The 24,093-nt window shown below is 60.5% G+C and carries 12 protein-coding genes, 2 pseudogenes and 1 CRISPR repeat array (1 of these 15 running past the window's edge); of the genes and pseudogenes, 13 read left to right on the top strand and 1 reads right to left on the bottom strand.

The features are described 5' to 3' along the window. Window positions 1-96: 96 nt before the first annotated feature. Both E6C55_RS35160 and E6C55_RS35165 read left to right on the top strand, forming a co-directional pair. Window positions 97-549, top strand: coding sequence for a DUF5060 domain-containing protein (locus E6C55_RS35160; protein WP_330999583.1), 453 nt, complete (start codon window positions 97-99; stop codon window positions 547-549). 85 nt (window positions 550-634) lie between these two features. Continuing rightward, window positions 635-1,519, top strand: coding sequence for a DUF5605 domain-containing protein (locus tag E6C55_RS35165; protein WP_330999584.1), 885 nt, complete (start codon window positions 635-637; stop codon window positions 1,517-1,519). A 490-nt stretch (window positions 1,520-2,009) separates the two neighbouring features. Here E6C55_RS35165 and E6C55_RS01490 read toward each other — a convergent pair whose 3' ends face one another. Next, the gene (locus E6C55_RS01490) at window positions 2,010-2,816 is read right to left on the bottom strand and encodes a transposase (protein ID WP_136367987.1); all 807 of its coding nucleotides are present in this window, start codon (window positions 2,814-2,816) and stop codon (window positions 2,010-2,012) included. A gap of 450 nt (window positions 2,817-3,266) precedes the next feature. Here E6C55_RS01490 and E6C55_RS01495 point away from each other — a divergent pair. The 11 genes and pseudogenes from E6C55_RS01495 to E6C55_RS01540 form a co-directional block, all read left to right on the top strand. Further along, a pseudogene (locus E6C55_RS01495) lies at window positions 3,267-3,996 on the top strand (glycoside hydrolase family 3 N-terminal domain-containing protein); the annotation flags it as partial. Window positions 3,997-4,079: 83 nt separating this feature from the next. Beyond that, window positions 4,080-5,548: pseudogene (locus E6C55_RS01500) on the top strand (family 78 glycoside hydrolase catalytic domain); the annotation flags it as partial. Then, the gene (locus tag E6C55_RS34455; RefSeq protein ID WP_230986471.1) at window positions 5,549-5,956 is read left to right on the top strand and encodes an alpha-L-rhamnosidase C-terminal domain-containing protein; all 408 of its coding nucleotides are present in this window, start codon (window positions 5,549-5,551) and stop codon (window positions 5,954-5,956) included. 218 nt (window positions 5,957-6,174) lie between these two features. Continuing rightward, window positions 6,175-7,071, top strand: coding sequence for an ABC transporter permease (locus tag E6C55_RS01505; RefSeq protein WP_136367988.1), 897 nt, complete (start codon window positions 6,175-6,177; stop codon window positions 7,069-7,071). Between the two features lie 11 nt (window positions 7,072-7,082). Beyond that, window positions 7,083-7,946 carry a carbohydrate ABC transporter permease gene (locus tag E6C55_RS01510; protein ID WP_136367989.1) on the top strand — a complete coding sequence of 288 codons (864 nt, stop codon included), beginning with the start codon at window positions 7,083-7,085 and terminating at the stop codon, window positions 7,944-7,946. A gap of 95 nt (window positions 7,947-8,041) precedes the next feature. Further along, complete coding sequence (locus E6C55_RS01515; RefSeq protein WP_136367990.1) at window positions 8,042-9,688, top strand: DUF3502 domain-containing protein; 1,647 nt, start codon at window positions 8,042-8,044, stop codon at window positions 9,686-9,688. A 132-nt stretch (window positions 9,689-9,820) separates the two neighbouring features. Then, complete coding sequence (locus tag E6C55_RS01520; protein WP_136367991.1) at window positions 9,821-11,443, top strand: response regulator; 1,623 nt, start codon at window positions 9,821-9,823, stop codon at window positions 11,441-11,443. 32 nt (window positions 11,444-11,475) lie between these two features. Next, window positions 11,476-13,209, top strand: a complete 1,734-nt coding sequence (locus E6C55_RS01525; protein ID WP_168735395.1) for a sensor histidine kinase — start codon at window positions 11,476-11,478, stop codon at window positions 13,207-13,209. A gap of 895 nt (window positions 13,210-14,104) precedes the next feature. Beyond that, window positions 14,105-20,128: an Ig-like domain-containing protein gene (locus E6C55_RS01530; protein WP_136367993.1), complete on the top strand. Its 6,024-nt coding sequence runs from the start codon at window positions 14,105-14,107 to the stop codon at window positions 20,126-20,128. Between the two features lie 68 nt (window positions 20,129-20,196). Beyond that, the gene (locus E6C55_RS01535; RefSeq protein WP_136367994.1) at window positions 20,197-21,591 is read left to right on the top strand and encodes a BNR repeat-containing protein; all 1,395 of its coding nucleotides are present in this window, start codon (window positions 20,197-20,199) and stop codon (window positions 21,589-21,591) included. 91 nt (window positions 21,592-21,682) lie between these two features. Further along, complete coding sequence (locus E6C55_RS01540; RefSeq protein ID WP_136367995.1) at window positions 21,683-23,077, top strand: MDR family MFS transporter; 1,395 nt, start codon at window positions 21,683-21,685, stop codon at window positions 23,075-23,077. Between the two features lie 129 nt (window positions 23,078-23,206). After that, a CRISPR array of direct repeats spans window positions 23,207-24,093; the repeat unit is 33 nt; unit sequence ATTTCAATCCACGCAACCCATACGGGTTGCGAC; it runs 809 nt beyond the window's last position.

The raw sequence follows: 24,093 nt of genomic DNA on the forward strand, positions 1-24,093 counted from the left end.
ACGCCGGACAAGACTGCTTCTGCGGATTACGAGGACGCGTCGGTCGCCCGCGGTTCGGCTGCGACGAGTTCGCCTGCCGAAGCCGGGCGCTGAGGCGTGTTTGAGCTTGCGCTCGCAGGGCCGAGCCACGGCAACCCGTTCGTCGACGTCGACTTGAGCGCCGAGTTCTCGTTCGAGGGACGGACGCAGCGGGCGCTTGGCTTCTATGACGGGGATGGCAGCTATCTCATCCGGTTCATGCCGGACCGCGAAGGGGAGTGGACGTTCCGGACGAGCAGCAATGCGCGTTCGCTGGACGGCATCGAAGGCCGGTTCGCGGCCCTGGCGCAGGCTGAAGGCAATCGCGGCCCGGTTCGGGTGAGCAACACGTACCACTTCGCTTATGAGGACGGAACGCCCTATTACCGGTCGGGACTACCTGCTACGTATGGACACACCAAGGGAACGAACTCGAGAAGCAGACACTCCGGACCCTCTCCAAGGCCCCTTTTAACAAAATGCGCATGTGCGTGTTCCCGAAGGCGTACCTGTACGACGAGAATGAGCTGAGCTCTACCCGTATGAGGGATCGCTCGAGCAAGGCTGGGACTACTCCCGCTTCAACCCGGCGTTCTTCCGCCACCTGGAGAACCGGATTGCGCAGCTTGGCGAGCTCGGCATCGAGGCCGACCTGATTCTGTTCCACGCGGACGACCGCTGGGGCTTCTCGGAGATGGGCAAGGTCGCGGACGACCGTTACTTGCGCTACATCACGGCCCGGCTGTCCGCGTTCCGCCACGTCTGGTGGTCGCTCGCCAACGAGTACGACCTGATGTGGGAGAAGGAGACGGAAGATTGGGAGCGGTTCGCGGGCATCGTCACGGGGAACGATCCGCATGACCACTTGATCTCGATCCACAACTGCAACCCCTTCTACGACTACAGTCGCCCGTGGATCACTCATTGCAGCATTCAGCGCCAGGACGTGTACCGGACGGCGGAGTACACGGACGAATGGCGCGCCAAGTGGAACAAGCCGGTCGACATCGACGAGTGCGCGTACGAGGGCAACATCGAGACGGGCTGGGGCAACATCAGCGGGGAAGAGATGACCCGGCGCTTCTGGGAAGGCGCGGTCCGCGGAGGCTACGTCGGCCACGGCGAGACATACTTGCACCCGCAAGACATTCTGTGGTGGGCCAAGGGGGACGAGCTTCTCGGGACGAGCCCGGCCCGGATCGCGTTCCTGCGGCGGATTCTCGAGGAGGGGCCGGAAGGCGGCATCCATCCGTTCAAGAAGTCGCCGATGGACTGGGACGTGCCGATCGGCGGCGTTCCCGGCGAGTATGTGTTGTATTACTTCGGCATCAACCGCCCGTCGTTCCGAGTGTTCCACATGGAGCCGGGAACCCGCTACACCGTCGACGTCATCGACACGTGGAACATGACGATCAAGCGTCGTGAAGGAACGTACGAAGGCTCGTTCCGCGTGGAGCTGGCGGGACGGGAGTACATGGCCGTGAGGCTCATGAAGGCGTGACGGAGAAGTGACGCTGGCGGCCTCGTGTCAGTTCAGAGTGCAGAATACGGAGATCGTGTCGCGAGACATGGTCTCCGTTTGCTTTAAGCGCCGATTCGCAAGTCCTCCGAAGCATCATATCTGCTCTGAAGGCATTATGTCTCTTCTCCCGCTCGCTCAGGATAGGGATCAACAGGGACACCCGGCATCAGTCGGTCGGAACACGGCAGTCAGGACGCGATGGCCGGGACGCGACGATCGGAACGCCTCAGTCGGAACGTGATGGTCGGAAAACGACAGTCGGAACACGGCAGTCGGGACGCGACGATCGGAACACGGCAGTCGGGGCACGGTGATCGGAACGCGGCAGTGGTCGGGTGGCGGTCGGGAGACGGTCGGGGCGCTGCGGCGACGGCCGGGCGGATTCTGCGCTGCGGGCAGGGTTAACAGGCCGACCTCAGGTCGGAGGGAGAACGCTGCGCACGACGGAAAGTTTGACAGGCCTGCATCATCAATTGCATACAGTCGCTTCCGTTCTGAAGGGCGTTCCACCGGAAGATGGCTTCTGCCAGGTGCTTGGGCAGCGAGCTTGCTCGATGCCGCGATAGGTTGTTCGAATCCGCTTGAACTCCGCACGAATAATCGGGGCCAGGTTCCGGCAATGGCGAATCGTCAAATACCAGGACCGCTGTACGTCGGCGGCCTGGCTGACGGGATTGGGAGCGAAGTGACGGCGCTTGAACACCTGGCGAGCTTCCGCATTGATGATGCTGCCATTCATCTGTTCGCGGTCGAGCATCATCCAAGTCATGCGCACGGGACGATCGGCGTCATCGATCTCCATGGCCATAGCTACCGGATGCTCCTGCTCGTTAAGCTTGCCGATGGAAGTCAGGGAAGGGCAGAAGATCGCCAAGCCGGCTTCCACGCGCCCGCTCAGCCGCTCCGCTCCGTCAAGTTCAAGTAGGAGGCTCTCCCGAATCTTGTTCATCATGGCATAAGCCGTTTTGTAGGTGACGCCGATCTGCTTCGCGAGCTGCGCGGCGTTGATGCCGGAGGACGTATCGCTCATGCGTTCCATGGCGAACAGCCACTTCGAAAGCGCGGTCCGCGTTCCTTCCATGCAAGTGCCGGAAGCCTGGTGGCGGCAGCGCACGCATTCAAACAGAGGCCGACGGCGAGTGGAGATCGTATATGCCTCCCGATGGCCGCAGAGCGGGCAACGATACCCGTCAGGCCACCGGCAGCGGTAGAAATAAGCCGCGCAAGCGTCTTCGTCGCCTTGCTTCGCCAGAAACTCCGCATAGCTCTCGAGCATGGTCACACCTCCACGACACAGAACGAATGTTCTCTTTTATTGTAGAATTTTCTAGAATTAATGCAAGAGGTTCCGTAAAAAAATGTTGCCGCGCGAAGGCTGGAGTCCGGGAAGAGAAGTTCCTGATCAAAGGGGAGATGAGGCATAATGCGCAGAAAGGGGAAGTCGTTCGCGATATATGTAATAATATGGAAATTATCTCGCGAGGGGGGGAGAAGAAAGGGGGAGAGAGGAGAGATAGCGTTCGACTACTTGCTCCTCGCTCGATCTGCCGAACAAAGTCGGATTAGTTAAACCCGAAAGTCGTCAAATCAAAAGCCCTTCCCGCGACGCCGGAGCTACAATGGAAGCAGCACGGAGCAAACGATTGGCCAGCCTTGCAAGCGCTGCAGAGGTTTAATCCCGAGGCGAGCCAAGGAATCACTTGGAGAAAAAGGAGCCGGTGACCGAATGAGCGACAATACTCACGCAACAACGCAAGCTGCTTCGAAGATTCGCTACGCCCTTAACGAGAACGGCCCGACGCTGGCCTATTCAGAGGAATCCCGGCGTTGCGATTCTGGACGTGGACGGCCTTCGCTTCAAGGACTTGAGCAAGGACGGCGAGCCCCATCCGTACGAGGATTGGCGCCTGCCCTCGAAGGAGCGGGCGAAGGATCTGGCGTCGCGGATGAGCGTGGAGCAGATCGCAGGGCTGATGCTGTACAGTCCGCATCAGGCGGTGCCCGCAACGTTCGGCTTCTTCCCGGCGACGTACGGAGGGAAGTCCTACGAGGAGAGCGGCACAGAGGCGGCCGATCTGACGGACCAGCAGAAGGCGTTCCTCGAAGCGGATCATGTCCGGCACGTGCTCGTGACGGCGGTCGAGAGCCCGGCTGCGGCGGCGACGTGGAACAATCGCCTGCAGGCGGCCGCCGAAGCGGCTTCGCTCGGCATTCCGGTCAACATCAGCACCGATCCGCGGCACGGAACGGATTCGAGCGCCGAGTACAACGCGGGCTCCGGCGGTGCGATCTCGATGTGGCCGGAAGCGCTGGGCCTCGCGGCCACGTTCGATCCGGCGGTGGCGGAGCGCTTCGGCGAGGTCGCGGCCAAGGAATACCGCGCGCTCGGCATCGCGACGGCGCTGTCCCCGCAGGTCGACATCGCCACCGATCCGCGCTGGAGCCGGTTCAACGGACTTCGGCGAGGACGGCGGAGCGCTGCTGGCGACAAGGGAGCTGGAGCCGATGCAGCTCAGGGACTCTATTGCTGCAATTGCAAGTGACGCTGGAGGACGGCCGGGAAGTCGTCGTTCGCACCGACGGCAGCTGGAAGGCGGCGACAGGATCGATTCTGATGTCGGAGATTTATCATGGAGAGACCTACGATGCCCGCCTGGAGCGGGACGGCTGGAGCTCGGCGGGGTACTCCGACGCCGGTTGGCGGGAAGCCGAGGTCATCGGGCATGCGAAGGGCATCCTGGTTCCGCAGGAGAACGTGCCGGTCCGGAAGGCGGAGGAGCTTCGCCCGAGCGAGCTTCTGCGCACACCGGAAGGCGATACGGTTATCGACATGGGGCAGAACATGGTCGGCCGGGTTCGCTTCACGGTTCGCGGCGAGGAGGGGCGGGAGGTCGAGCTTCGCCATGCGGAGGTGCTGGATAAGGACGGCAACTTCTACGTCGGCAACATCCGTGCGGCGAAGCAGACGATCCGCTACACGAAGAAGGGCGGAGAGCCCGAGACGTTCGAGCCGCGCTTCACGTTCCAGGGCTTCCGTTATGTGAAGCTGACTGGCTTCGCGGAGCCGATCCGGCTGGAGGACTTCGCGGGCGTGGTGCTGCATTCCGACATGGATCGGACGGGGAGCTTCGAATGCTCCGATCCTCTGGTCAATCAATTGCAGCACAATATTCTGTGGGGTCTCAGGGGCAACTTCCTCGACGTTCCAACCGATTGTCCGCAGCGGGACGAACGGTTGGGGTGGACAGGCGGCGCGCAGGTGTTCGCCAGGACCTCTCTTATCTTGTCAATTACGCGCCATTCTTCGCGAAGTGGCTTGGCGACCTGAAGGGGGACCAGGCTGCGGACGGGGGCGTTCCGTTCGTCGTGCCCCACATGCTGGAGAAGAAGCCGAGCAAGGGCGGCTTCCCGCCGCCGTTCAATTCGGCGGCCTGGGGCGATGCGGCGACGATTGTGCCTTGGACGATGTATGTGGCCTTCGGGGACAAGCGCATTCTGGAGGCGCAATACGAGAGCATGAAGGCCTGGGTCGAGTTCGTCCGCCGCCAGGGCAGCAGCGAATTCCTGTGGGACACCGGCTTCCACTTCGCGGACTGGCTTGCGCTCGACGCCAAGCCCGGCGCTTATCTCGGGGCGACGGACATGCATTATGTGTCGACGGCCTATTACGCAATCTCGACCGATATCGTCCGCAAGGCGGCCACCCTCCTCGGCAAGACGGACGACGAGCGGGAATACGCCGCGCTGTACGAAGGCATACGCCGAGCGTTCAACGAGGAGTACGTGACGCCGGCGGCCCGCCTGGCGGTGCCGACGCAGACGGCCCAGGTCGTCGGCCCCCCGTACCTGAACCATGTGCTCAGCGACAACGGCGAGAACGAGGCGGCCTACCGGCTGCTGCTCCAGAAGGACTTCCCTTCGTGGCTGTACCAGGTGACGAAGGGCGCGACGACGATCTGGGAGCATTGGGACGGCATCCGCGAGGATGGCACGTTCTGGAGCGACGCGATGAACTCGTTTAACCATTACGCTTACGGGGCGATCGGCGACTGGCTGTATCGCAGCGTCGCGGGCATCGACACAAGCGAGGCGGAGCCCGGCTACAAGAAGATCATCCTTCGTCCGCGTCCAGGAGCGGGATTAGAGTGGGCGGAGGGACGTCTGGAGACGATGTACGGCACGATTGTCTCTCGCTGGAGCCGAACGGAAGAAGGTCGGATGGAGGTCAGGGCTACTGTTCCGGCGAACACATCTGCGGAGATCGTGCTTCCCGGCGCGGCCTCGACAGCAGCTGTGATGGAGAGCGGACGTCCTCTTGCGGAGGCGGAAGGCCTCTCGTTCGCGGAGGAGACGCCGGACGGCGTGAAGCTGACCGCTGCGGCCGGGGAGTATGCGTTCGCGTATTCGCTGGGGTGAACGAAAGGGAATTGAACAATCGGGCGCCTGTTCGGGGCGGCCTGGAATCGGATAGAAGCGTTCTGGAATTCCCGCTTGGGCGGGGAGCCGGAACGCTTTATTTGATCTCAGGAGATTTACAGTTGTATTCCTCCCCTGGAGAGAAGGATGTTGCCTTATGCGGAGACCTCGCCCGATGGTACCCTAGAGGCAACTTCAAGAAAGGAGGTGTGCGGCGCATGAAGAGCCGACTCAGGCAACATTACCCGCTGTACCTGCTGCTTGCCCCTCTGCTTGCCTGGTACGCTCTGTTCGTCTTCAAGCCGATGTACGGCCTGCAGATCGCGTTCAAGGATTACAGCGTGTTCTTGGGCATCGAGAACAGCCCATGGGCTGGCCTGTCCCACTTCCGCGCGTTCCTGGGCAGCGAATACTTCCTCCGCGTGCTGAAGAACACGCTGCTGATCAGCATCTACAGCCTGATCTTCTCCTTCCCGGTGCCGATCGTTCTCGCGCTGCTGCTGCATGAGGCGAAGAACGTCGTCTTCCGCCGCGCGGTCCAGACGATCGCCTATCTGCCGCACTTCATCTCGATCGTGGTCGTGTGCGGCATCGTGACCAACTTCCTGGCTCCGACGAACGGGATCGCGAATTTACTGCTGGAGAAGCTGGGTATGGGGAAAATTTATTTTCTCGCCGATGCCGACTACTTCCGGACGATCTTCATCTCGATGAACACCTGGAAGGAAGCGGGGTTCCTCGCTATCGTCTACATCGCGGCGCTGACCGGCATCAATCCCGAGCTGTACGAGGCTGCGGTGATTGACGGAGCGAGCAAGTGGAAGCGCGTCGTCCATGTGACGATTCCCGGCATTCTGCCGACGATCATGATCATGCTGCTGCTGAAGATCGGAGAGCTGCTGGAGGTCGGCTACGAGGCGATTATTCTGCTCTATCAGCCGGTCACCTACCGAACGGCGGATGTGATCAGCAGCTATGTGTACCGGGAAGGCATCCTGAACGGCCGCTACGACATGGCAACCGCCGTCGGGCTGTTCAATTCGATTGTCTGCCTGCTGCTGCTCGTCGTCTCTAACCGCTTAAGCAAGAAATACACCGACAACGGGCTCTGGTAGGAGGGCGAAGCATGCTGGAGAGTCGTGCAGAGAAGTGGTTCTACGCTTTGAATTATGTGCTGTTGGCACTGGTTGCGATTGGCGCGCTGTATCCGTTCCTCTATGTTCTATCGGCGTCCGTCAGCTCGCCCGAGGCGGTTGTGACGGGGGCGGTCGTCCTCTGGCCGAAGCAATTGACCCTGCAAGCCTATGAGGCCGTCTTCCGCGAGCATGGCATCTGGGTCGGTTATGCCAACACGATCTTCTATACGGTCGCGGGTACGCTGGTCAGCATGGCGATCTCGGTCTGCGGCGCTTATAGCTTGTCGAAGAAGCAGTTGGCGGGTAGGAAACTATTCAACGCCATCATCGCTGTCACTCTGTTCTTCAACGCGGGGATGATTCCGGTCTATCTCAACTTCCGCGATCTTCACCTGCTCGATTCGCGTGCGGCCATCGTGTTCGGGTTCGCCGTATCCACGTTTAACGTCATCATTCTGAGAACCTTCTTCCAATCGATCCCGGAAGAGATCGAGGAAGCGGCGCGCATCGACGGCGCGGGCCAGGCGGCCATCCTGTGGCGCATCGTGCTGCCGTTGTCCAAGGCCGCGCTCGCGACGATCTCTCTCTTCTACGCGGTCAGCCGCTGGAATGGCTACTTCTGGGCGATGCTCCTGCTGAGGAGCAGGGACAAGATTCCCCTTCAGGTGCTGCTGAACCGACTGGTCGTTCAGATGAAGCCCAGCGATACGATGATGACGGATTCGTCCGGGGCGATCGGAGAGACGATCATCTACGCGACGATTGTCGTGGCCATCGTACCGATCGTTGCCGTGTACCCGTTTATTCAGCGTTACTTCGTCAAGGGAGTGACCATCGGCTCGGTCAAGGGCTGAGAGGCCCGGACCGATGCTCTTAGAACGGATGATGCCGGAGAGCGTTGACAGCTGCAACGCAATCCGCTCATATATATATAGGGGAGGAAAATGGAATGAAATTCCGCAATAAAGCATTAGCGATCGTTGCCTTGGCAGCGCTCTCAACGAGCCTGCTCTCGGCATGCAGCCGGAATGGCAACGAGAACACCGGCGAGGCGTCGGAATCGAAGACGCCGGCAACGGCCTCCGCATCACCTTCCAGCACGAACGAGGCGTCGGGGCAGCCGCAGGCGAGCTCTCTCGCCAGCGCGGACCCGGTTACTCTCAACTTTTTCTACCATGATACGAAGTTCGACATTACCGGAGACTCGCCGATTCTGAAGAAGGCGGCCGAGGCGACCAACGTTACGCTCAATAATGTCGCACCCGCCGGAGGCGAGACGGCCCAAGCCTGGAATCTGATGCTCGCCTCGGGGGAGATCGCCGATATTCTGGCCTACTCCACAGCAGAGCTGAACGCCATCGCCTCGCAGGGAGCGCTCACTCCGCTTGATGATCTCATCGATCAGTACGCCCCGAACATCAAGCAATTCCTGACGGATCATCCCGATATCCGCAAGAGCATTACGGCTGCCGACGGCAAGATCTATGTCATTCCGTTCGTCTCGGACGGCAAGGCGCAGGAAGGCTGGTTCATCCGCAAGGACTGGCTGGACAAGCTGAATCTTCCGGTTCCGACCACGGTTGATGAGTACTACACGACATTGAAGGCGTTCAAGGAGCAGGACCCGAACGGGAATGGCAAGGCCGACGAGATTCCGTTCTTCGCCCGCAACAACGTCACGGGCCCGTACATGCTGCTGCCGCTGTGGGATGCGTTCCGCGGCGCCAACGGCGTCGACTTCCGAATCAAGGATGGCAAGGTGTCCTTCGGTCCGGCCGAGGAAGCCTACAAGACAGCCATGACGGCGATTGCCTCCTGGTACAAGGAAGGCCTGATCGACATGGAGATCTTCACGCGGGGCAACAAGGCCCGCGACGAGCTGTTCGCGAACAACACGGGCGGCTCGCTGCACGACTGGTTCGCGAGCACCTCCAACTTCAATACGACCGCAGCGGATTGGGTAGCGGGCTTCGATCTGCAGCCGATCGCGCCTCCGGCGAGCGTGTCGGGACAAGCGATCGAGACGACTGCCCGTTCGCCGCTGACGACGGGCAGAGGCTGGAGCATCTCGGCCAAGACGAAGGACCCGGTCGTCGCGATGAAGTACTTCGATTACTGGTGGACGGAAGAAGGCAGAAGATTGCTGAACTTCGGCATCGAGGGCGAGACGTACACGATGGTGGACGGCAAGCCGCAGTTCACGGAGACGGTGCTGAAGGAACCGGCGGTCGTCGACTATCTGATCGCGCAGACCGGCGCGCAGATCTACATCGGCGGCTGGCAGGATTACGCGTACGAGCAGCAGTGGACGAACAAGATCGCTCTCGCGGGAGCGAAGCTGTATACCGATAATAACTATATCGCGGCCGATATGCTGCTTCCGGCGATCAGCTTCACGGCCGAGGAGGAGAATCGGCTCAAGGAGATCAAGCCGGCTATCGACACGTACGTCACCGAGACGTCGCAGAAGTGGTACATGGGCGGGGCCGATCCGGCATCCGGCTTCGATGCCTACCTCGCGCAGCTGAAGTCGCTGGGAATCGAGGAAGTGACGGCGATCTATCAGGCGGCGTACGACCGATATCTTCAACTGTAACGAAGCAACGAGCAACAACGAGAAACAACGAAGCAACGAAGCAACGAAGCAACAACGAAGCAACGAAGTACCGCCGGTTGGACCGTGCGCTCCCGGAGCGCAGGGTCCTCTTGCCGTGGGGAGGCGAGCTGCATGGACAAATACACGATGGTCGTGATCGACGATATCCGGACGGTCGTCAACGGGATTGCTGCGGAGATGGATTGGAGCCGGGAAGGCATTGAGATCGTGGGGGCGGCGAGCAACGGCGAAGCGGGGCTGGAGCTCATCCGGGACAAGAAGCCGGACCTGATCGTGACCGACATCCGCATGCCGCGCTTGAACGGCATCGAGATGATCCGGGCGCTGCAAGCGCTCGACTTGCATGGCAAGGTTATATTTATAAGCGGGTATTCGGACTTCGAATACACGCGAAGCGCCATTAAGATGGGCGCATTCGATTATGTATTGAAGCCGTTCACGCCGTCGCAACTGCGCGAGGTGGTCCTGAAGGCGCGGGACGCAATTGCGGAGGAGAGGGATCAGCTTCGGCGCAGAAGCGACATGGAGCGCAAGCTGCTCGAGAGCATGCCGCTGCTTCGGCAGGAATACTTGGGCGTGCTCATCCGATTCGCCTCGAGTCCTGCGGCGATCGACAAGCGCTGGGACTTCCTGGACATCCGGCTCGACCGGGAGAGGCTGGACGTGCTTGTGTTCGAGATCGATCGATTCGAGGACTGGACCCGCAGTCTTCCGATCGGAGAGATCGAGCTGCTGCGCTTCGCGGTCCAGAACGTGCTCGAAGAGACCGTGCAGAACGCGACCAAGGGCCTTGTCTTCCGCGATGGGCTTGGCCGCTTCGTCGCTCTTGCGAACGCTGTCCCGGAGCTGGACATGACGGCTCTCGCGGAACGCTGCTGCCGCCATGTGGAGCGTTATGCGAAGTGCACCGTCTCCAGCGGAGTGTCCATGACCGCGGTGTCGCCCGCCGAGCTGCCCGGCGCGTATCGCCAGGCGATGGAGGCGCTCTCGTATACGTTCTATACAGAGGGAGGAAGTGTATTCGCCTACGGCGATCTCGGACCGTCGGGCGAGACCGTTGTCCGCTGTTCTTCCGAGGACGAGAAGGAGCTGAACTACTGCGTACGTTCGGGCAACATCGACAAAGCCCGTCTGGTGCTGGATTCCCTGTTCACCGCCTGGAGCTACTCACGCGGCAAGCCGTCGCCGGAGCAGACCGTTCGCGTATTGCGGGGGCTTGCCGAAGGGATCGTCGATACGGCGGCCGAGACGGCGGATGAACAAGCGGCGGCGGAGTGGAGGAAGCGGGAGGGCGCTCCTCTGACAGAGCCGCAGACATCGATCGGGGCGATGCGCGAAGGGCTGTACGCGCTCACCGAGCGAGCATGCGGCTTCGTGAACAGCCGACATCAGGCAAGCGCCCAGACGACGATCGCGGAGACGATGCGGCATATTCGGGAGACGTTGTCGGTTAATCAATCGGTACAGGATTATGCGAAGCGCGCACACCTCAGCGCGAGCTACTTCGCGAATCTGTTCAAGAAGCTGACGGGAATGTCGGTCATGCAGTTCGTGACGCAGGAGAGAATCGAGAAGGCCAAGCAGCTGCTGGCCGAAGGCCGAACGGTAACCGAGACGGCGTCCTTGCTCGGCTACGAGGAGCGCTCTTACTTCAGCGACGTGTTCAAGAAGCACTCCGGCATGACGCCGACGGAATTCCGCATGCGTTACGCCGACAAGGAGCCTCAGGCTTAATGGAATCCGAATTGAGGAGGGGCAGCGTATTCATGAGAGCCTGGATGTACTCGAGTTCCTTCAGAACGAGAATATGGATCGCCCTCGTCGCATTCACGGTCGTCTCGATCGCGCTGACCGGAATCTCCTCCTATCTGATCGCTTCCCGGGTTATCGGGAGCAAGGCGACGGAGCTAAGCCAGAATATGATCAACAAGTCTGCCCAGGCGCTGGAACAGAAGATGAAGAACATTCGCATATCCGCGCTGTCGTTCATGATCAGCGATCCGATGGCGGATATCGTCAACGCCGCGGCCAAGCCGGGAACGCTGACGTTCTACGATACGTTCCGTCTGAACGAGGAACTGCAGACGCCGCTGTATCAACTGAAGCTTGTCGAGCCCGCCATCTTATCCGTTCTGGTCGTAACGCCGATCGGCGAGTTCTACATGAACAAGGATAATCGGGACGAGAACGTGCCGTTCGAGAACACGTTATTAAGCCTTCGCTTGACGAACAACCGGCTACCGTTATGGGTGGAAGCGCACGAAGACGAGTTGTTCGATTCGAAGACCAGGGTGCTGAGCCTGCTGCTCGAGCCGGCCTCGCGCGGAGCGAACGGGGATATTCGCGTCATCGTGAACGTCTCCGAGGAAGCGCTCCGTCAGTTCATTACGGACAATCTCGAGAAGGAGAGCGGTCAATTCCTGTTGTTCAGCGAGAGCGGACAACAGGTTATCGCGCCTTCCGGAGAAGCCGAGGAAGCGGCGGCCGATCCCGGATTCGCAGCCGAGCTGAGCGGGGAAGGCGGGTCATTCCGCTATCGGAAGGGCGATCGGGATGAACTCGTGAATTATTCTCGCATTGATTTTCCAACCAACTGGGTGCTTGTGTTCCTGCAGGATCGTCAGCTTGTCTTCCGGGATATTCGTTCGATCCAATGGGGCGGTCTTGCGGTGTTCTTCGGCTTGGCTCCCTTGGCGTTGTTCCTGGCCGGGCGAATGGCGGTGCTGCTGCTTCGGCCGCTTCATCAACTGCAGCTTCTCATGCGAAGGGTCGAGGACAACAATCTGAATGTGCGCTACAGCAGTCCGTACCGGGATGAATTCGCTCTGGTAGGGTTGCGGTTCAATCAGATGCTGGAGAAAATCGGGGAGCTGATCGGTCACGTGACGCAAGCGGAGAGGGAGAAGCGGCTGCTGGAGATCAAGGCGCTTCAGGCGCAGATCAACCCGCACTTCCTGTACAACACGCTGAACACGATCCTGTGGAAGTCGGAGACGGCCCGCCATGGCGATGTGCAGGAGATGATCGTCTCGCTGTCGCAATTGTTCCGCCTCGGCTTGAACAACGGACAGGAGATGACGCCCTTAGGCAAGGAACTGGACCACGTGACCGAGTATATGCGGCTCCAGCAGCAGTGCTATGAGGATCTGTTCGTCTTCGAGATCTCGGTGAACGATGAGGAGTTGCTTGATCTGCCCGTTCCGAAGCTGCTGCTGCAGCCGTTGGTTGAGAACAGCATTCTGCACGGCTTCGAGGAACTGGAGGATCTCGGGCTGATCTCGATCTCCGTTGTCGGGAGCCCGGACTGGCTGATCATTCGGATTGCGGACAACGGCAAGGGCTTCGAGACTGCCGAGCCGGAGGGAGGCTACGCACTCGGCAATATCCGAAGAAGGCTGCTGCTCTACTTCGGCGAGACGGCGACGATGACGTTCCGCAGCCGCCCGTTCTCGTGGACCGAAGTCGAATTGAAGCTGCCTATGGCTCAACTGAGGTTCTGACGGGGGACAAAGTGGACAAACCCGCTCACGGGTATACGGCCTCACTTACTCATCCAACCGCGCATCCGCTACTTATCCGCCACTCATCCGCCACTCATCCAACCACTCATCCAACCACTCATCCATCCGCGGCTCCCCCACTCTCGCATGCCTTCGGGCATGTTTTTTGTGGAAGCGGGGGGACCCGTCATGCAAGAACAGCTGTCATCCCCTGCCAAGAACAGTTGTCACCCCTGCCATGAAAATATTGCGTATGCGGTCATCCGAACCGTGCCATATCCCCTCCGGAGGCATTAGGTCTCTTCTCCCCTTCGTTCAGGATAGGGCACATACGGCGATCACCCGGCGGCGGCCGGTTGACGGCGATGGTGGGTACGGCCACTGAGGTGCATGCAGAGGAACAGGCCGATCTGAGACCGAAGACGATAATCGTAAGGGGAGGTTCCTGAGCCGCGGGGAGAAGAGGCATAAGCGTTCAAAAGGGGGACAGTCCTCTTGTTATAACCATAATGTGGAATTTATTCGGGCGGATTTTTGGGTTGGCGATACTTGTCTCAATGCGTTACAGACCGCCATTAGGAGGGAATAGCCACTCCCTGACGGTTCCTCTTGTTGGCCAAACAGTGACGGCAGCGGCAAGAGGAAGGAAGAGAGCAGGATTCCTCCCTTCGAATCATCGGATATTGCCTTCTCCTCAGGAATGTAAGCGCTACAATGAGAAGCGAATCGGCAGCGAAAGGGGGGCGGCCGGAGAGAAGGAGGGGAGTGGGAATGGCGAGGAAAGGAACGGAGAAGAACGGCAGGGGAAAGCAGCAGGGAAGGGGAAGGAGAGGGGAAGGAGAGGCATTCTTGGCACAGGTGGAACAACTTTAACGGGGAAACGGAGCGGACAACAATGAGTCGGATCATGGCCATGGACAGAAGAACGGTTGCAATGGGGCTGCTGCTGATCTGGGTAACCGGATGGTGCCTGGGATGGCTGACGCCGGCGAGGGCTGATGCCGAAGAGGGGGCGTCGATGCTGGTCAACGGCGGTTACGAGACGTTGTCGGGCAGCGTTCCGGCAAGCTGGACGTTGTCGATCAACAGCGGCACCGTAACGATGAGCGCAGATGCGGCGATCTTCCGAAGCGGCGGCCGCGCGCTGAAGCTGACGGCGGGATCGGTGTCCCGCGGTTCGGCTTATCAGCGGGTGAACGTGCAGGAGAAGCGGTATTATCGCATCTCCCAATGGGTTAGAACAGAGAGCGTAACGACCGGAACGACCGCCGATTACGGGGGCTCCATGCGGATTCAGTTCCAGAACGGAAGCGGAGTCAGCACGGGAGCGAGCGTCATCTTCGGCAGCGTGAAGGGCACGTCCGACTGGACGGAGCTGCAGACGATCGTTTACGCTCCGGCCGGGACGACGCGCATCATCGTGGAGAGCTTCCTGTGGGGGGCATCCGGCACGGTCTGGTTCGACGATGCCAGCATGGCGATAGCGGACAATCTGCTGCTGAACGGCGGCTTCGAGGGGACGACTTCCGGCCTGCCTGCCGGTTGGTCGACATCGACGTTCACTGGCGTCTCTTCTGCGGCGCTCGACACAGACGTCTTCCGGACGGGGCAGCAGTCCGTTCGCATCGAGGCGGAGGAGACCGCCAGACGATCGGTCGGGCAGACGTTCACAGGGGTTCAGGAGGCGCAGTATTACGATTTGAGCTACTGGGTCAAGACCGAGGGAATCGTCTCGAGCGATCTCGGAACGGCGGTGAGGGTCGACTTCTTCGGCAGCGGGTCGACCCCTCTGCTGAGACAGTTCCTCGGGGCGAGGACGGGCACGTCCGATTGGTCGCTCGTCAAGGCAAGGCTGCAGGCGCCGGCCGGAGCGACAAGAGTCATCATCGATGCGTTCCTGTGGAACGCGTCGGGCAAGCTGTGGGTCGATGACGTCAAGCTGGCCCACGTCAAGCCGGTCACCGGGCTGACGCTGAGCGGGGGGCCGGGCGGCTCGATGGACATCGGGCAGACGCTTCAGCTCACGGCTGCGGTCAGCCCGTCCGATGCGAGCAATCCGCTCGTGAGCTGGACCAGCTCCAATCCGTCGGTAGTCGGGGTAGCGAACGGCCTGCTGACGGCGAACGGGAACGGGAGGGCCGTCATAACGGCTTCCTCCGACGACAACCCCGAGCTGTCCGCTCGTTATTATGTCGCGGTCGGCAGTCCGTACGTTCCCGTCACCGGCCTCGCCATCGACGAGCAGGAAGCTGCGCTGGAGGTCGGTGAGACGATATCGCTGCATGCGGCCGTGACGCCGAGCGATGCGATGAATCCGACCGTGAGCTGGAGCAGCTCCGACCCGGCAACGGCAACGGTGTCGGCGAACGGCATCGTCTCAGGTGTGAAGGCGGGCGAGGCCACCCTTACGGCGACAAGCGAGGAGGGAGCATTCACAGCTTCGATTGTCGTGACGGTGAACGCTCCGACGGCGCATCTGGTCAACGGCGGCTTCGAAGCTGTGACGTCGGGGTCGGCGGACAAGTGGACGGACCGCAGCGCGGACGGATGGACGAACGTAACCTTCTTCGATCAGAGCGTTCCCACGGTTACGGTCGACGAGACTATTGCCCATACCGGCAGCCGCTCGTTGCGAATATCGGCTTCCCCGCAAGGGAAGGCGACGGTGTCGCAGATGACGACGACCGTCTCCGGCGGAGAGGTGTATCGCATCGGCGGCTGGATCAAGACGAGCGGTGTGACGAATCGGGCCTTCCTGCGCACGATGTTCACCGATGCCGGGGGAGTCTCCTCCAGCTTCCTGACGGCCAGCGTCACCGGCACGCGCGATTGGACTTACGTGGAGCATGATGTGACGGCGCCGGCGAATGCGGTGAAGCTGGAGGTGAGCGCCTATTACGATACGGGCGCGGGAACGGCCTGGTTCGACGATCTTCAGCTTCGGCGCTGGATACCGGTGGAAGGCTTGCAAGTCAGCCCGGACATCGTTGCTCTGTCGCCGGGAGAGACGGCAGCGCTTCAGACGACGGCTCTTCCCGCCCTTGCGAGCAATTCCGCCGTACGGTGGAGCAGCTCGAATTCGGGAATTGCAACGGTAGCCGATGGGATCGTTACAGCGGTCGCCGCAGGCAAGGCGGTCGTGACTGCCGTATCGGACGAGGGAAGCTTCGCGGCCAGAACGGTTGTCGCCGTAGGCCCGGAGCCGGAGGTGCTGGAGCCGAGGACGTACGAGATTGCGCTCGGGGAAGACGAGGACCGTGCGATTGTGTTCGACGTCGCGGATAGCGAGGGACGGACGCTCGCCTATGAAGCGTTGTCCTACCCGCTGCATGGTTCGATCTCGATCGACGACAGCGGGGCGGCCAGCTACCTTCCCGACCGCAATTATAACGGCGACGATGTCCTGGAAGTCGCCTATACGAACGGCAGCGGAGGAATCGGCAAGGCGACGGTGCTGCTGACCGTGCTTCCCGAGGAGGACGCTCCGTCCGCATCTGCGGGGCAGGCATCGACTGTCCGGACCGAAGCCGTATCGGGCGCGGCGTCCGCCGCCGACCCCGACGGGGACGCCCTGACCTACTCTGTCGTCGACGGGCCTCTGCACGGGACGGTCGGGATGCAGCCGGACGGAACCTGGACGTATACGCCGCAAGGGAGCTTCGTCGGCCTGGACAGCTTCGTCTACCGGGCGAGCGACGGGGAGTTGTTCGCCGATGCTTCGATAGCGGTCTATGTCGGCCCTGCCGGCAGCGACGTGCTGGCAGGGCTGGACGTCCCGGCCCAGCATCCGAGGCTGATGGCGACGGCGGACGACTTCGCATCCATCCGCTCCTTGATCGGAACCGACGAGAACATGAGCCGATGGTTCGGCAACGTGAAGGCCCAAGCGGGCGTCATTATCGCCAGCCCGACGTCGCAATATGTGAAGCCGGACGGTCTGCGGCTGCTGGACACTTCTCGCGAGGTGCTTCGCCGCATGCAGGTGCTCGGCCTCATGTACCAAGTGACCGGCGAGGCCAAGTATGTTACTCGGGCCTGGGCCGAGCTGGAGGCCGCCGCCGGATTCCCGGATTGGAACGCATCGCGCCACTTCCTGGATGCGGCAGAGATGACCCACGCGTTCGCGATCGGCTTCGATTGGTTCTACGAGGCTTGGACGGCCGAGCAGCGAGAGACGATTCGCGATGCGATCGAGGAGTACGGGCTTCGAGAGGCGCTTAAGGAATATGACAATCCCGTCAACTGGTCGATCGCGACGACCAATTGGAACTCGGTGTCCAACGGCGGCATTGCTCTCGGCGCGCTTGCCATTGCGGACGAGACGCCGGCGTTGACCGCCCTGTCGGGAAGGATTCTCGAGGAAGCGATCAAGTCGCTCCCGGCGATGCTGAACGAATACGGCCCTGACGGCGGTTGGCCGGAAGGCACGATCTACTGGGAATACGGCACACAATATGCCGTCTATCTGCTCTCCGGACTGCAGACGGCCGTCGGAACGGACTTCGGCCTGTCGGAATTCCCGGGCTTCGCAGACGCGGTTGACTTCCCTCAATACATGAACGGGACCAAGGGAACGTTCAACTTCGCGGATTCTTCGCCGGACGTCATTCATTCGCCGGTTGCGCTCTGGTTCGCCGACCGCTTCTCGAAGCCGGAGGATGCGGGGTATTACCGCTCGGTCAGCACGGCCGGCAGCGGTTCCGTTCTGGAGATGCTCTGGTACCGGCCGGAGCTGTACCAGAGCCCGCAGGAGCCTGAATCGCTCGACCGCCTCTTCGAGCACGTCGGGGCGGCGACGCTGCGAAGCTCGTGGAATGACGAGAACGCGTTGTTCGTCGGCTTCAAGGGAGGAGACAACGGCGTCAATCATGCCGATCTGGACAACGGAAGCTTCGTTCTCGACGCTCTGGGCATGCGGTGGGCAGTCGATCTCGGAAGAGACGATTACAACCTGCCCGAATACTTCTCGGGCAAGCGGTGGACGTATTACCGCAAGCGGGCCGAGGGGCATAACACGCTGTCGATCAATCCCGGCTCGGGACCGGACCAGAGTCCGCAAGGGAGCGGAACGTTCGAGAAGTTCGTCGGGAATGCGGGCGCGTCCATGGCGGTTCTCGATCTGACGGACGTCTATCCCGACGCGGTGTCCGTCAAGCGGGGCATGACGCTCGACAAGGAGCGGACGGAGGTGCTGATTCAGGACGAAGTGAGGCTCCGTCAGCCATCGGACGTATGGTGGTTCATGCACACCCCCGCAGAGATCGAGGTGGCGGCCGACGGCAGATCGGCCATGCTGACGATCCTCGACCGCAAAGTATGGGTGCAGCTTATCGGAGCCGAAGGAGCGGGCTTCGAAGTCATGGCGGCCGATCCGCTGCCAGTCTCGCCCGATCCCGACGGCCAGGCGGATAACGGCAATTACCGCAAGCTGGCGATTCACATGAGTGGCGTTGTTCAGGAGACGTTCGCCGTCCGGTTCGTGCCGTTGGCGCCGGGAGACGCGATCCCTGCCGAAGCGCCGAGCCTTGTACCGCTTGCGGACTGGGAGCTGCCGGGAGGCGAGGCGCCGCGGCTGTCGCAGATCGCGGCGGACGGCGAGCCGCTCGCGGACTTCGCGCCGAACCGCTATCTCTACGAGATCGAGCTTCCGGCCGATGCCGGGCAACCCCCTGCGCTCACGGCTTCCTCGGTTTCCGCTTCGGCGCAGGTTGCCGTCTATCAAGCGGCGGAGTTGCCGGGCGTTGCCAAGATTGCGGTGACGGAGGGAGGAAGAGAAGCGGTCTATACGGTCAGCTTCACCCGCGCTCCGGTTCCGATCGTTCCGGTCGTCACGACGCCGGAAGAGATGTCTTCCTATGAGCGGATTCCGATCTACGGGGTGTCCGTCAGCGGAATGGACCAATCGTATGCTCCGTCGAGAGCGACCGATCTTGACCTGAGCGCGGAATCCCGTTGGTCCGATTCCGGGGAATCATGGATCAAGTTCGATCTCGGCGACGTTCGCGACATCGACAGCATCGCCCTGGCGTTCTTCAAGGGAGACGCGAGGACGACCCGCTTCGACCTGATGGCTTCCGAGGACGGCTTCCTCTGGCATCGGTTGTTCTCGGGAAGCAGCACCGGGACGACGCTGAATTACGAGCGTTACGATCTGCCGGGAACAAGAGCCCGCTACGTGGCCGTATTGGGGCATGGCAATTCCGAGAATAACTTCTCTAGCTTCACCGAGATCGGCTTCTATCGAATGACGGATTCGGAGGAAGGAGAGGGAACAGGGGAAGACAATTTGACTCCGGGAGATGAAGGCTCGGAAGACGATGGGCAAGCGGTCGTCCTAGCTGCGGGCGCTCCGGGCCAGCCGGTCCTCTATGACGATTCAGGATGGTCTTCGGGGCTGAGGGACGGGAACTATGCAATAACCGCACAGATGTGGTGGGGGAACAACGGGACGCTGTATCGGTTGTACGAGAATGGCGAGTTGATTGAACAGCGGCAGTTGGATGACGCTACCCCGCAGGCTCAATCGGTAACGGCGAACATCGAAGGCCGCCCGAATGGCACCTATGTCTATACGTGCACGCTCAGCAACATCTTCGGCGCAACGGATTGCTCTCCTCATACGGTGACCGTCACCGACGCGCTGCCCGGAATGCCGACGCTCTCAAGCGACAATTGGGATCGGGACGGGAACTATCGAATCGCGATGGATATGTGGTGGGGAACGAACGCCACGGTTTACCGATTATACGAGAACGGGGCGCTTATCGACGAACAGGCACTGTCGAGCCGGACGCCTCAAGCGCAGTCGGCAGTCACCGTCTTGTCGGGGAAGGCTCCGGGTATCTACAGGTACAAGGCGGAGTTGGCCAATTCCGCCGGTTCGACCTTCGGAACGGAGATCGAAGTAACGGTTAGCTAACGAATCCGAATCGGGACGGTCCCGGCAGCCGAGAGAAGCTCCGGGACCGTCCATAGGGGGAGAGCGCAATGACCTATCGACCACGTTGGAAGAAGCTCGGAGCGGCTGCGATCGTCGCGACGCTTCTGGCAGGTGCATCGCTTGGGGGCTTCCCGGCCGGCGCAGTTCCGGCCGTCACCGTTGCCGGAGGCGTGGTCATCGACAGCCAGGTCCACGTCCTGAATACAGCGCCGTTCGATCAGGACAAAGTGATTACGTACCAAGGCTATCAATATACGATTTATTGGGATAGCGACTACAAGCTGGTCCTCTCACGGCGGAAGCTGTCGGACAATAGCGTGCAGAGCATCGTATTCGCGAATACGGTCGACAATCCGACCGACGGCCATTACAACACGACGATCGGCATCAGTCCGGGAGACGGGCGACTGCACCTCTCTTACGGCCACCACAACACAACGCATCATTATCGAGTGTCGTCGGCAGCTTGGCTGACGTCGCCTCCGGCAACGATATCCACCTCTCAATTCGGCGCCGAGACGCACCAGACGACCTCCGCGACGGAGGATAGTATCACGTATCCTCGCTACTTCAACGACAAGAACGGCAAACTCTATTTTTCCTACCGGTATGGGGGTTCCGGGGACGGCGAGGATTACCTGAACAAGTATGACAGCTCCACCGGCACATGGACTTCAGTCGGCAAGCTGTTCTCCAAGTCCGGGACGTACGTCGGCGCACTGGGGACCACCGTCTCCCGGAACGCCTACGTGGACGATTTTATTTTCGATGACGATAACCGTCTTCACATGACTTGGACCTGGCGGGAGAGCTACGTATCCCATGCGTGGAATCACGACATTCATTACGCCTACAGCGACGACTACGGGGTGACCTGGTATAACAATGCAGGGACGAAGGTTGCCGATCTGGCGGCGGGGGACCCGATAGCCATCGGCGATCCGGGGCTGGTTGTCGTCTCCGTGCCGCAGAATAGCTGGCTGATCAATCAGGGGACGATGGTGGTCGATGCCGACGGGCAGCCGCATCTGTTCACGCAGCGGTCGACGGCGACGAATGCCGCGCTCTCTTCCGCCAACGTCCATCAGATTCACTACTGGAGGAATGCTTCGGGGACATGGGGGCAGGCGTGGATCACGGATACAACGCAAGCGCACGGAAGCACATGGCCGAGAGGTCAGGTCGTCATGTCCGAGGCGGGCAACGCGTACTTCTTCTACAGCAAGAACAACCAGTTGGTCGTCTCCGAAGCCAAGGCGGCGAACCAGTGGGCGACGAGCGACACGGGTAGCCTTCTTAACGGAGTCGTTCCTTCCGGGGAGGGATGGGTGTTCGACCGCTGGAGGTTCGCGAGCGACGGCGTCGTATCCCTGCCATCCGTCGAGAAGTCCGGCACTCTCTACCAATACGCGATCCGGGACTTCACGCTTCCGTCCTCGTAACCGGGGCGAAAATCATTGACATCTCCGGCGAGCCTCTTGATAATAGGAAGGCAATCCAACTTCTTATTTGGGAAACGAGGCTCTTATCATCATGGCTAAACGCACCAACGTGAGGTGGGTCGTCGCCGGCCTGCTGATCGCGCTGTTCATCGGAGCGCTCGACGTCACTGTCGTCAGCACCGCCACCAAGCATATCATCGCCGACCTGAAGGGCACGAGCCTGTTCAGTTGGGTGTTCACGATCTATACGCTGACGACGTGCGTCACGACGCCGATCTTCGGCAAGCTGACGGACTTGTTCGGTCGCAAAATCGTTTTCTTAATCGGGATCGTTCTGTTTATTCTGGGATCGGTACTGTGCGGGTTCGCCCATTCGATGACGGCGCTCATCTTCTATCGGGCTATTCAGGGCATCGGGGCCGGCGCGCTTAATCCCGTCTGCTTCACGATCGTCGCCGACCTGTTCACGGGAGAGAAGCGCGGCCGCATGATGGGCGTGTTCGCCTCCGTCTGGTCGATCGCCGGCCTGTTCGGCCCGCTCGTCGGGGGTTACTTCGTCGACCAAGTCTCCTGGCGCTGGATCTTCTTCATCAACCTGCCGCTTGGCGTGCTCTCTCTTCTCTTCGTGGCGACGTGCCTGCACGAGAAGTTCGATCGCCAGAGGAAAAGCATCGATTATGCAGGGGCGGCGACGTTCACCGTCGCAATCACCGCGCTGCTGTACGCGATTCTGAGCGGAGGGGAGAAGATCGCCTGGAATTCCGCCGCTATGTTCGCTCTGCTCGCTGTCAGCTTTGTTTTCCTCATCATGTTCTTCTGGATCGAAGCCAAGGCGAAGGAGCCGATGATTCCGCTCAGCCTGTTCCGCAACCGCGTCATGAACGTCTCCAACCTGAGCGGCTTCCTGAGCTTCGCGATCTCGTCGGGCGTCACGATCTATGCGCCGCTCTGGATTCAGTCGATCCAGGGGCACACGGCGACGCAGTCCGGCCTGCTCGTCATGCCGATGACGCTCGCGTGGCCGCTGGCGGCGAACCTGGTTGGACGCTATATGTACCGGCTCGGCATCAAGGCCAGCGTCGTGTTCGGCGCGATCGTCGTGCTCGGCGGCTCGGTCTGGCTGGCCACGCTCGGCGCGGCATCGCCGTACTGGTACTGGATCGGCATCATGGCGATCATCGGCTTCGGCATGGGCTTCTGCTCGACCCCGGCAACGGTCATGGTCCAATCGGCCGTGGGCTTCGAATCTCGCGGTGTCGCCATGTCGACCAATTCGCTCATCCGCTCCATGGGGCAGACGATCGGGGTGGCGGTTTTCGGAACGATTTTCAACCACTATGTGCTCTCCGATGCCGCGCCTGCTGCCGATCTGGTCGACGGCATGCACGCCATCTTCGCGCTGATGCTCGCCATCGCCGCCGTCCATCTTCTTGCTGTCGTCTTCCTGCCCCGGCACAAGAAGGTCATGGCCGGACAGGTGTCGTAGGAATCGGGGGGGCGGAATCACAATCAGCCAAGCGCTTCCTGAATGACACGCAACTGGTATGATTTCAATCGTCGCAACCCCGTATGGGTTGCGACTTTTGACGGTTAAAGGAAAGGCTCCAGATTATCTATTTCAATCCATTCAACCTGTATGGGTTGCCACGAGTTATGGGGAAAAGTGGAAGCGATAAACAATCCACGCACCCCATACGGGTTGCGACGAGTCGGTCACACCGTTTGTCTATGACGAGGGAATTTCAATCCACGCAACCCATATGGGTTGCGACACGGCGTGACCTATGTCGGGGTGCGGGCGGCAGCGATTTCAATCCACGCAACCCATACGGGTTGCGACGAGAATTGCTTCTACGAGTGGTGGCGTACGGAGATTTCAATCCACGCAACCCATACGGGTTGCGACGGGTCCAAATGCGTTTCCTAACCGGCAATTGACGATTTCAATCCACGCAACCCATACGGGTTGCGACAATCATGTCGTCCAACGCCGTCTCCCTTCCGAGGTAATTTCAATCCACGCAACCCATACGGGTTGCGACGGCGTTGCCGATGTAATGGGCGCGGGCCAAGTAGTCATTTCAATCCACGCAACCCATACGGGTTGCGACATTGGCAAGTTGAACACCTGCCTCGCGTGGTACGAATTTCAATCCACGCAACCCATACGGGTTGCGACGCATCGATGCGATCAGTTTCAACTCGATATCGGCATTTCAATCCACGCAACCCATACGGGTTGCGACGGTATGATCGAGATCGCCGCGGCGCCGGTGCTCATTTCAATCCACGCAACCCATACGGGTTGCGACAAGAAACATCATGCGCAACTTCTACGCAATTCAATTTCAATCCACGCAACCCATACGGGTTGCGACTCGGCCACCAAGCTTCTCCTTGGACATCTCGAGCATTTCAATCCACGCAACCCATACGGGTTGCGACCAGTAGAGCAAGTTATCCAAAACAGAAAGGAAGATATTTCAATCCACGCAACCCATA

The organism is Cohnella fermenti, assembly GCF_004801405.1.
GTDB lineage: Bacteria > Bacillota > Bacilli > Paenibacillales > Paenibacillaceae > Cohnella > Cohnella fermenti.

Bases quoted from the DNA above. Each gene is read 5' to 3' on its own strand.
- E6C55_RS01520 (WP_136367991.1), top strand. From the start codon at position 9,821: ATGGACAAATACACGATGGTCGTGATCGACGATATCCGGACGGTCGTC.
- E6C55_RS01510 (WP_136367989.1), top strand. From the start codon at position 7,083: ATGCTGGAGAGTCGTGCAGAGAAGTGGTTCTACGCTTTGAATTATGTG.
- E6C55_RS01515 (WP_136367990.1), top strand. From the start codon at position 8,042: ATGAAATTCCGCAATAAAGCATTAGCGATCGTTGCCTTGGCAGCGCTC.
- E6C55_RS01540 (WP_136367995.1), top strand. From the start codon at position 21,683: ATGGCTAAACGCACCAACGTGAGGTGGGTCGTCGCCGGCCTGCTGATC.
- E6C55_RS01525 (WP_168735395.1), top strand. From the start codon at position 11,476: ATGAGAGCCTGGATGTACTCGAGTTCCTTCAGAACGAGAATATGGATC.
- E6C55_RS01530 (WP_136367993.1), top strand. From the start codon at position 14,105: ATGAGTCGGATCATGGCCATGGACAGAAGAACGGTTGCAATGGGGCTG.
- E6C55_RS01535 (WP_136367994.1), top strand. From the start codon at position 20,197: ATGACCTATCGACCACGTTGGAAGAAGCTCGGAGCGGCTGCGATCGTC.
- E6C55_RS01490 (WP_136367987.1), bottom strand. From the start codon at position 2,816: ATGCTCGAGAGCTATGCGGAGTTTCTGGCGAAGCAAGGCGACGAAGAC.
- E6C55_RS34455 (WP_230986471.1), top strand. From the start codon at position 5,549: ATGAACTCGTTTAACCATTACGCTTACGGGGCGATCGGCGACTGGCTG.
- E6C55_RS01505 (WP_136367988.1), top strand. From the start codon at position 6,175: ATGAAGAGCCGACTCAGGCAACATTACCCGCTGTACCTGCTGCTTGCC.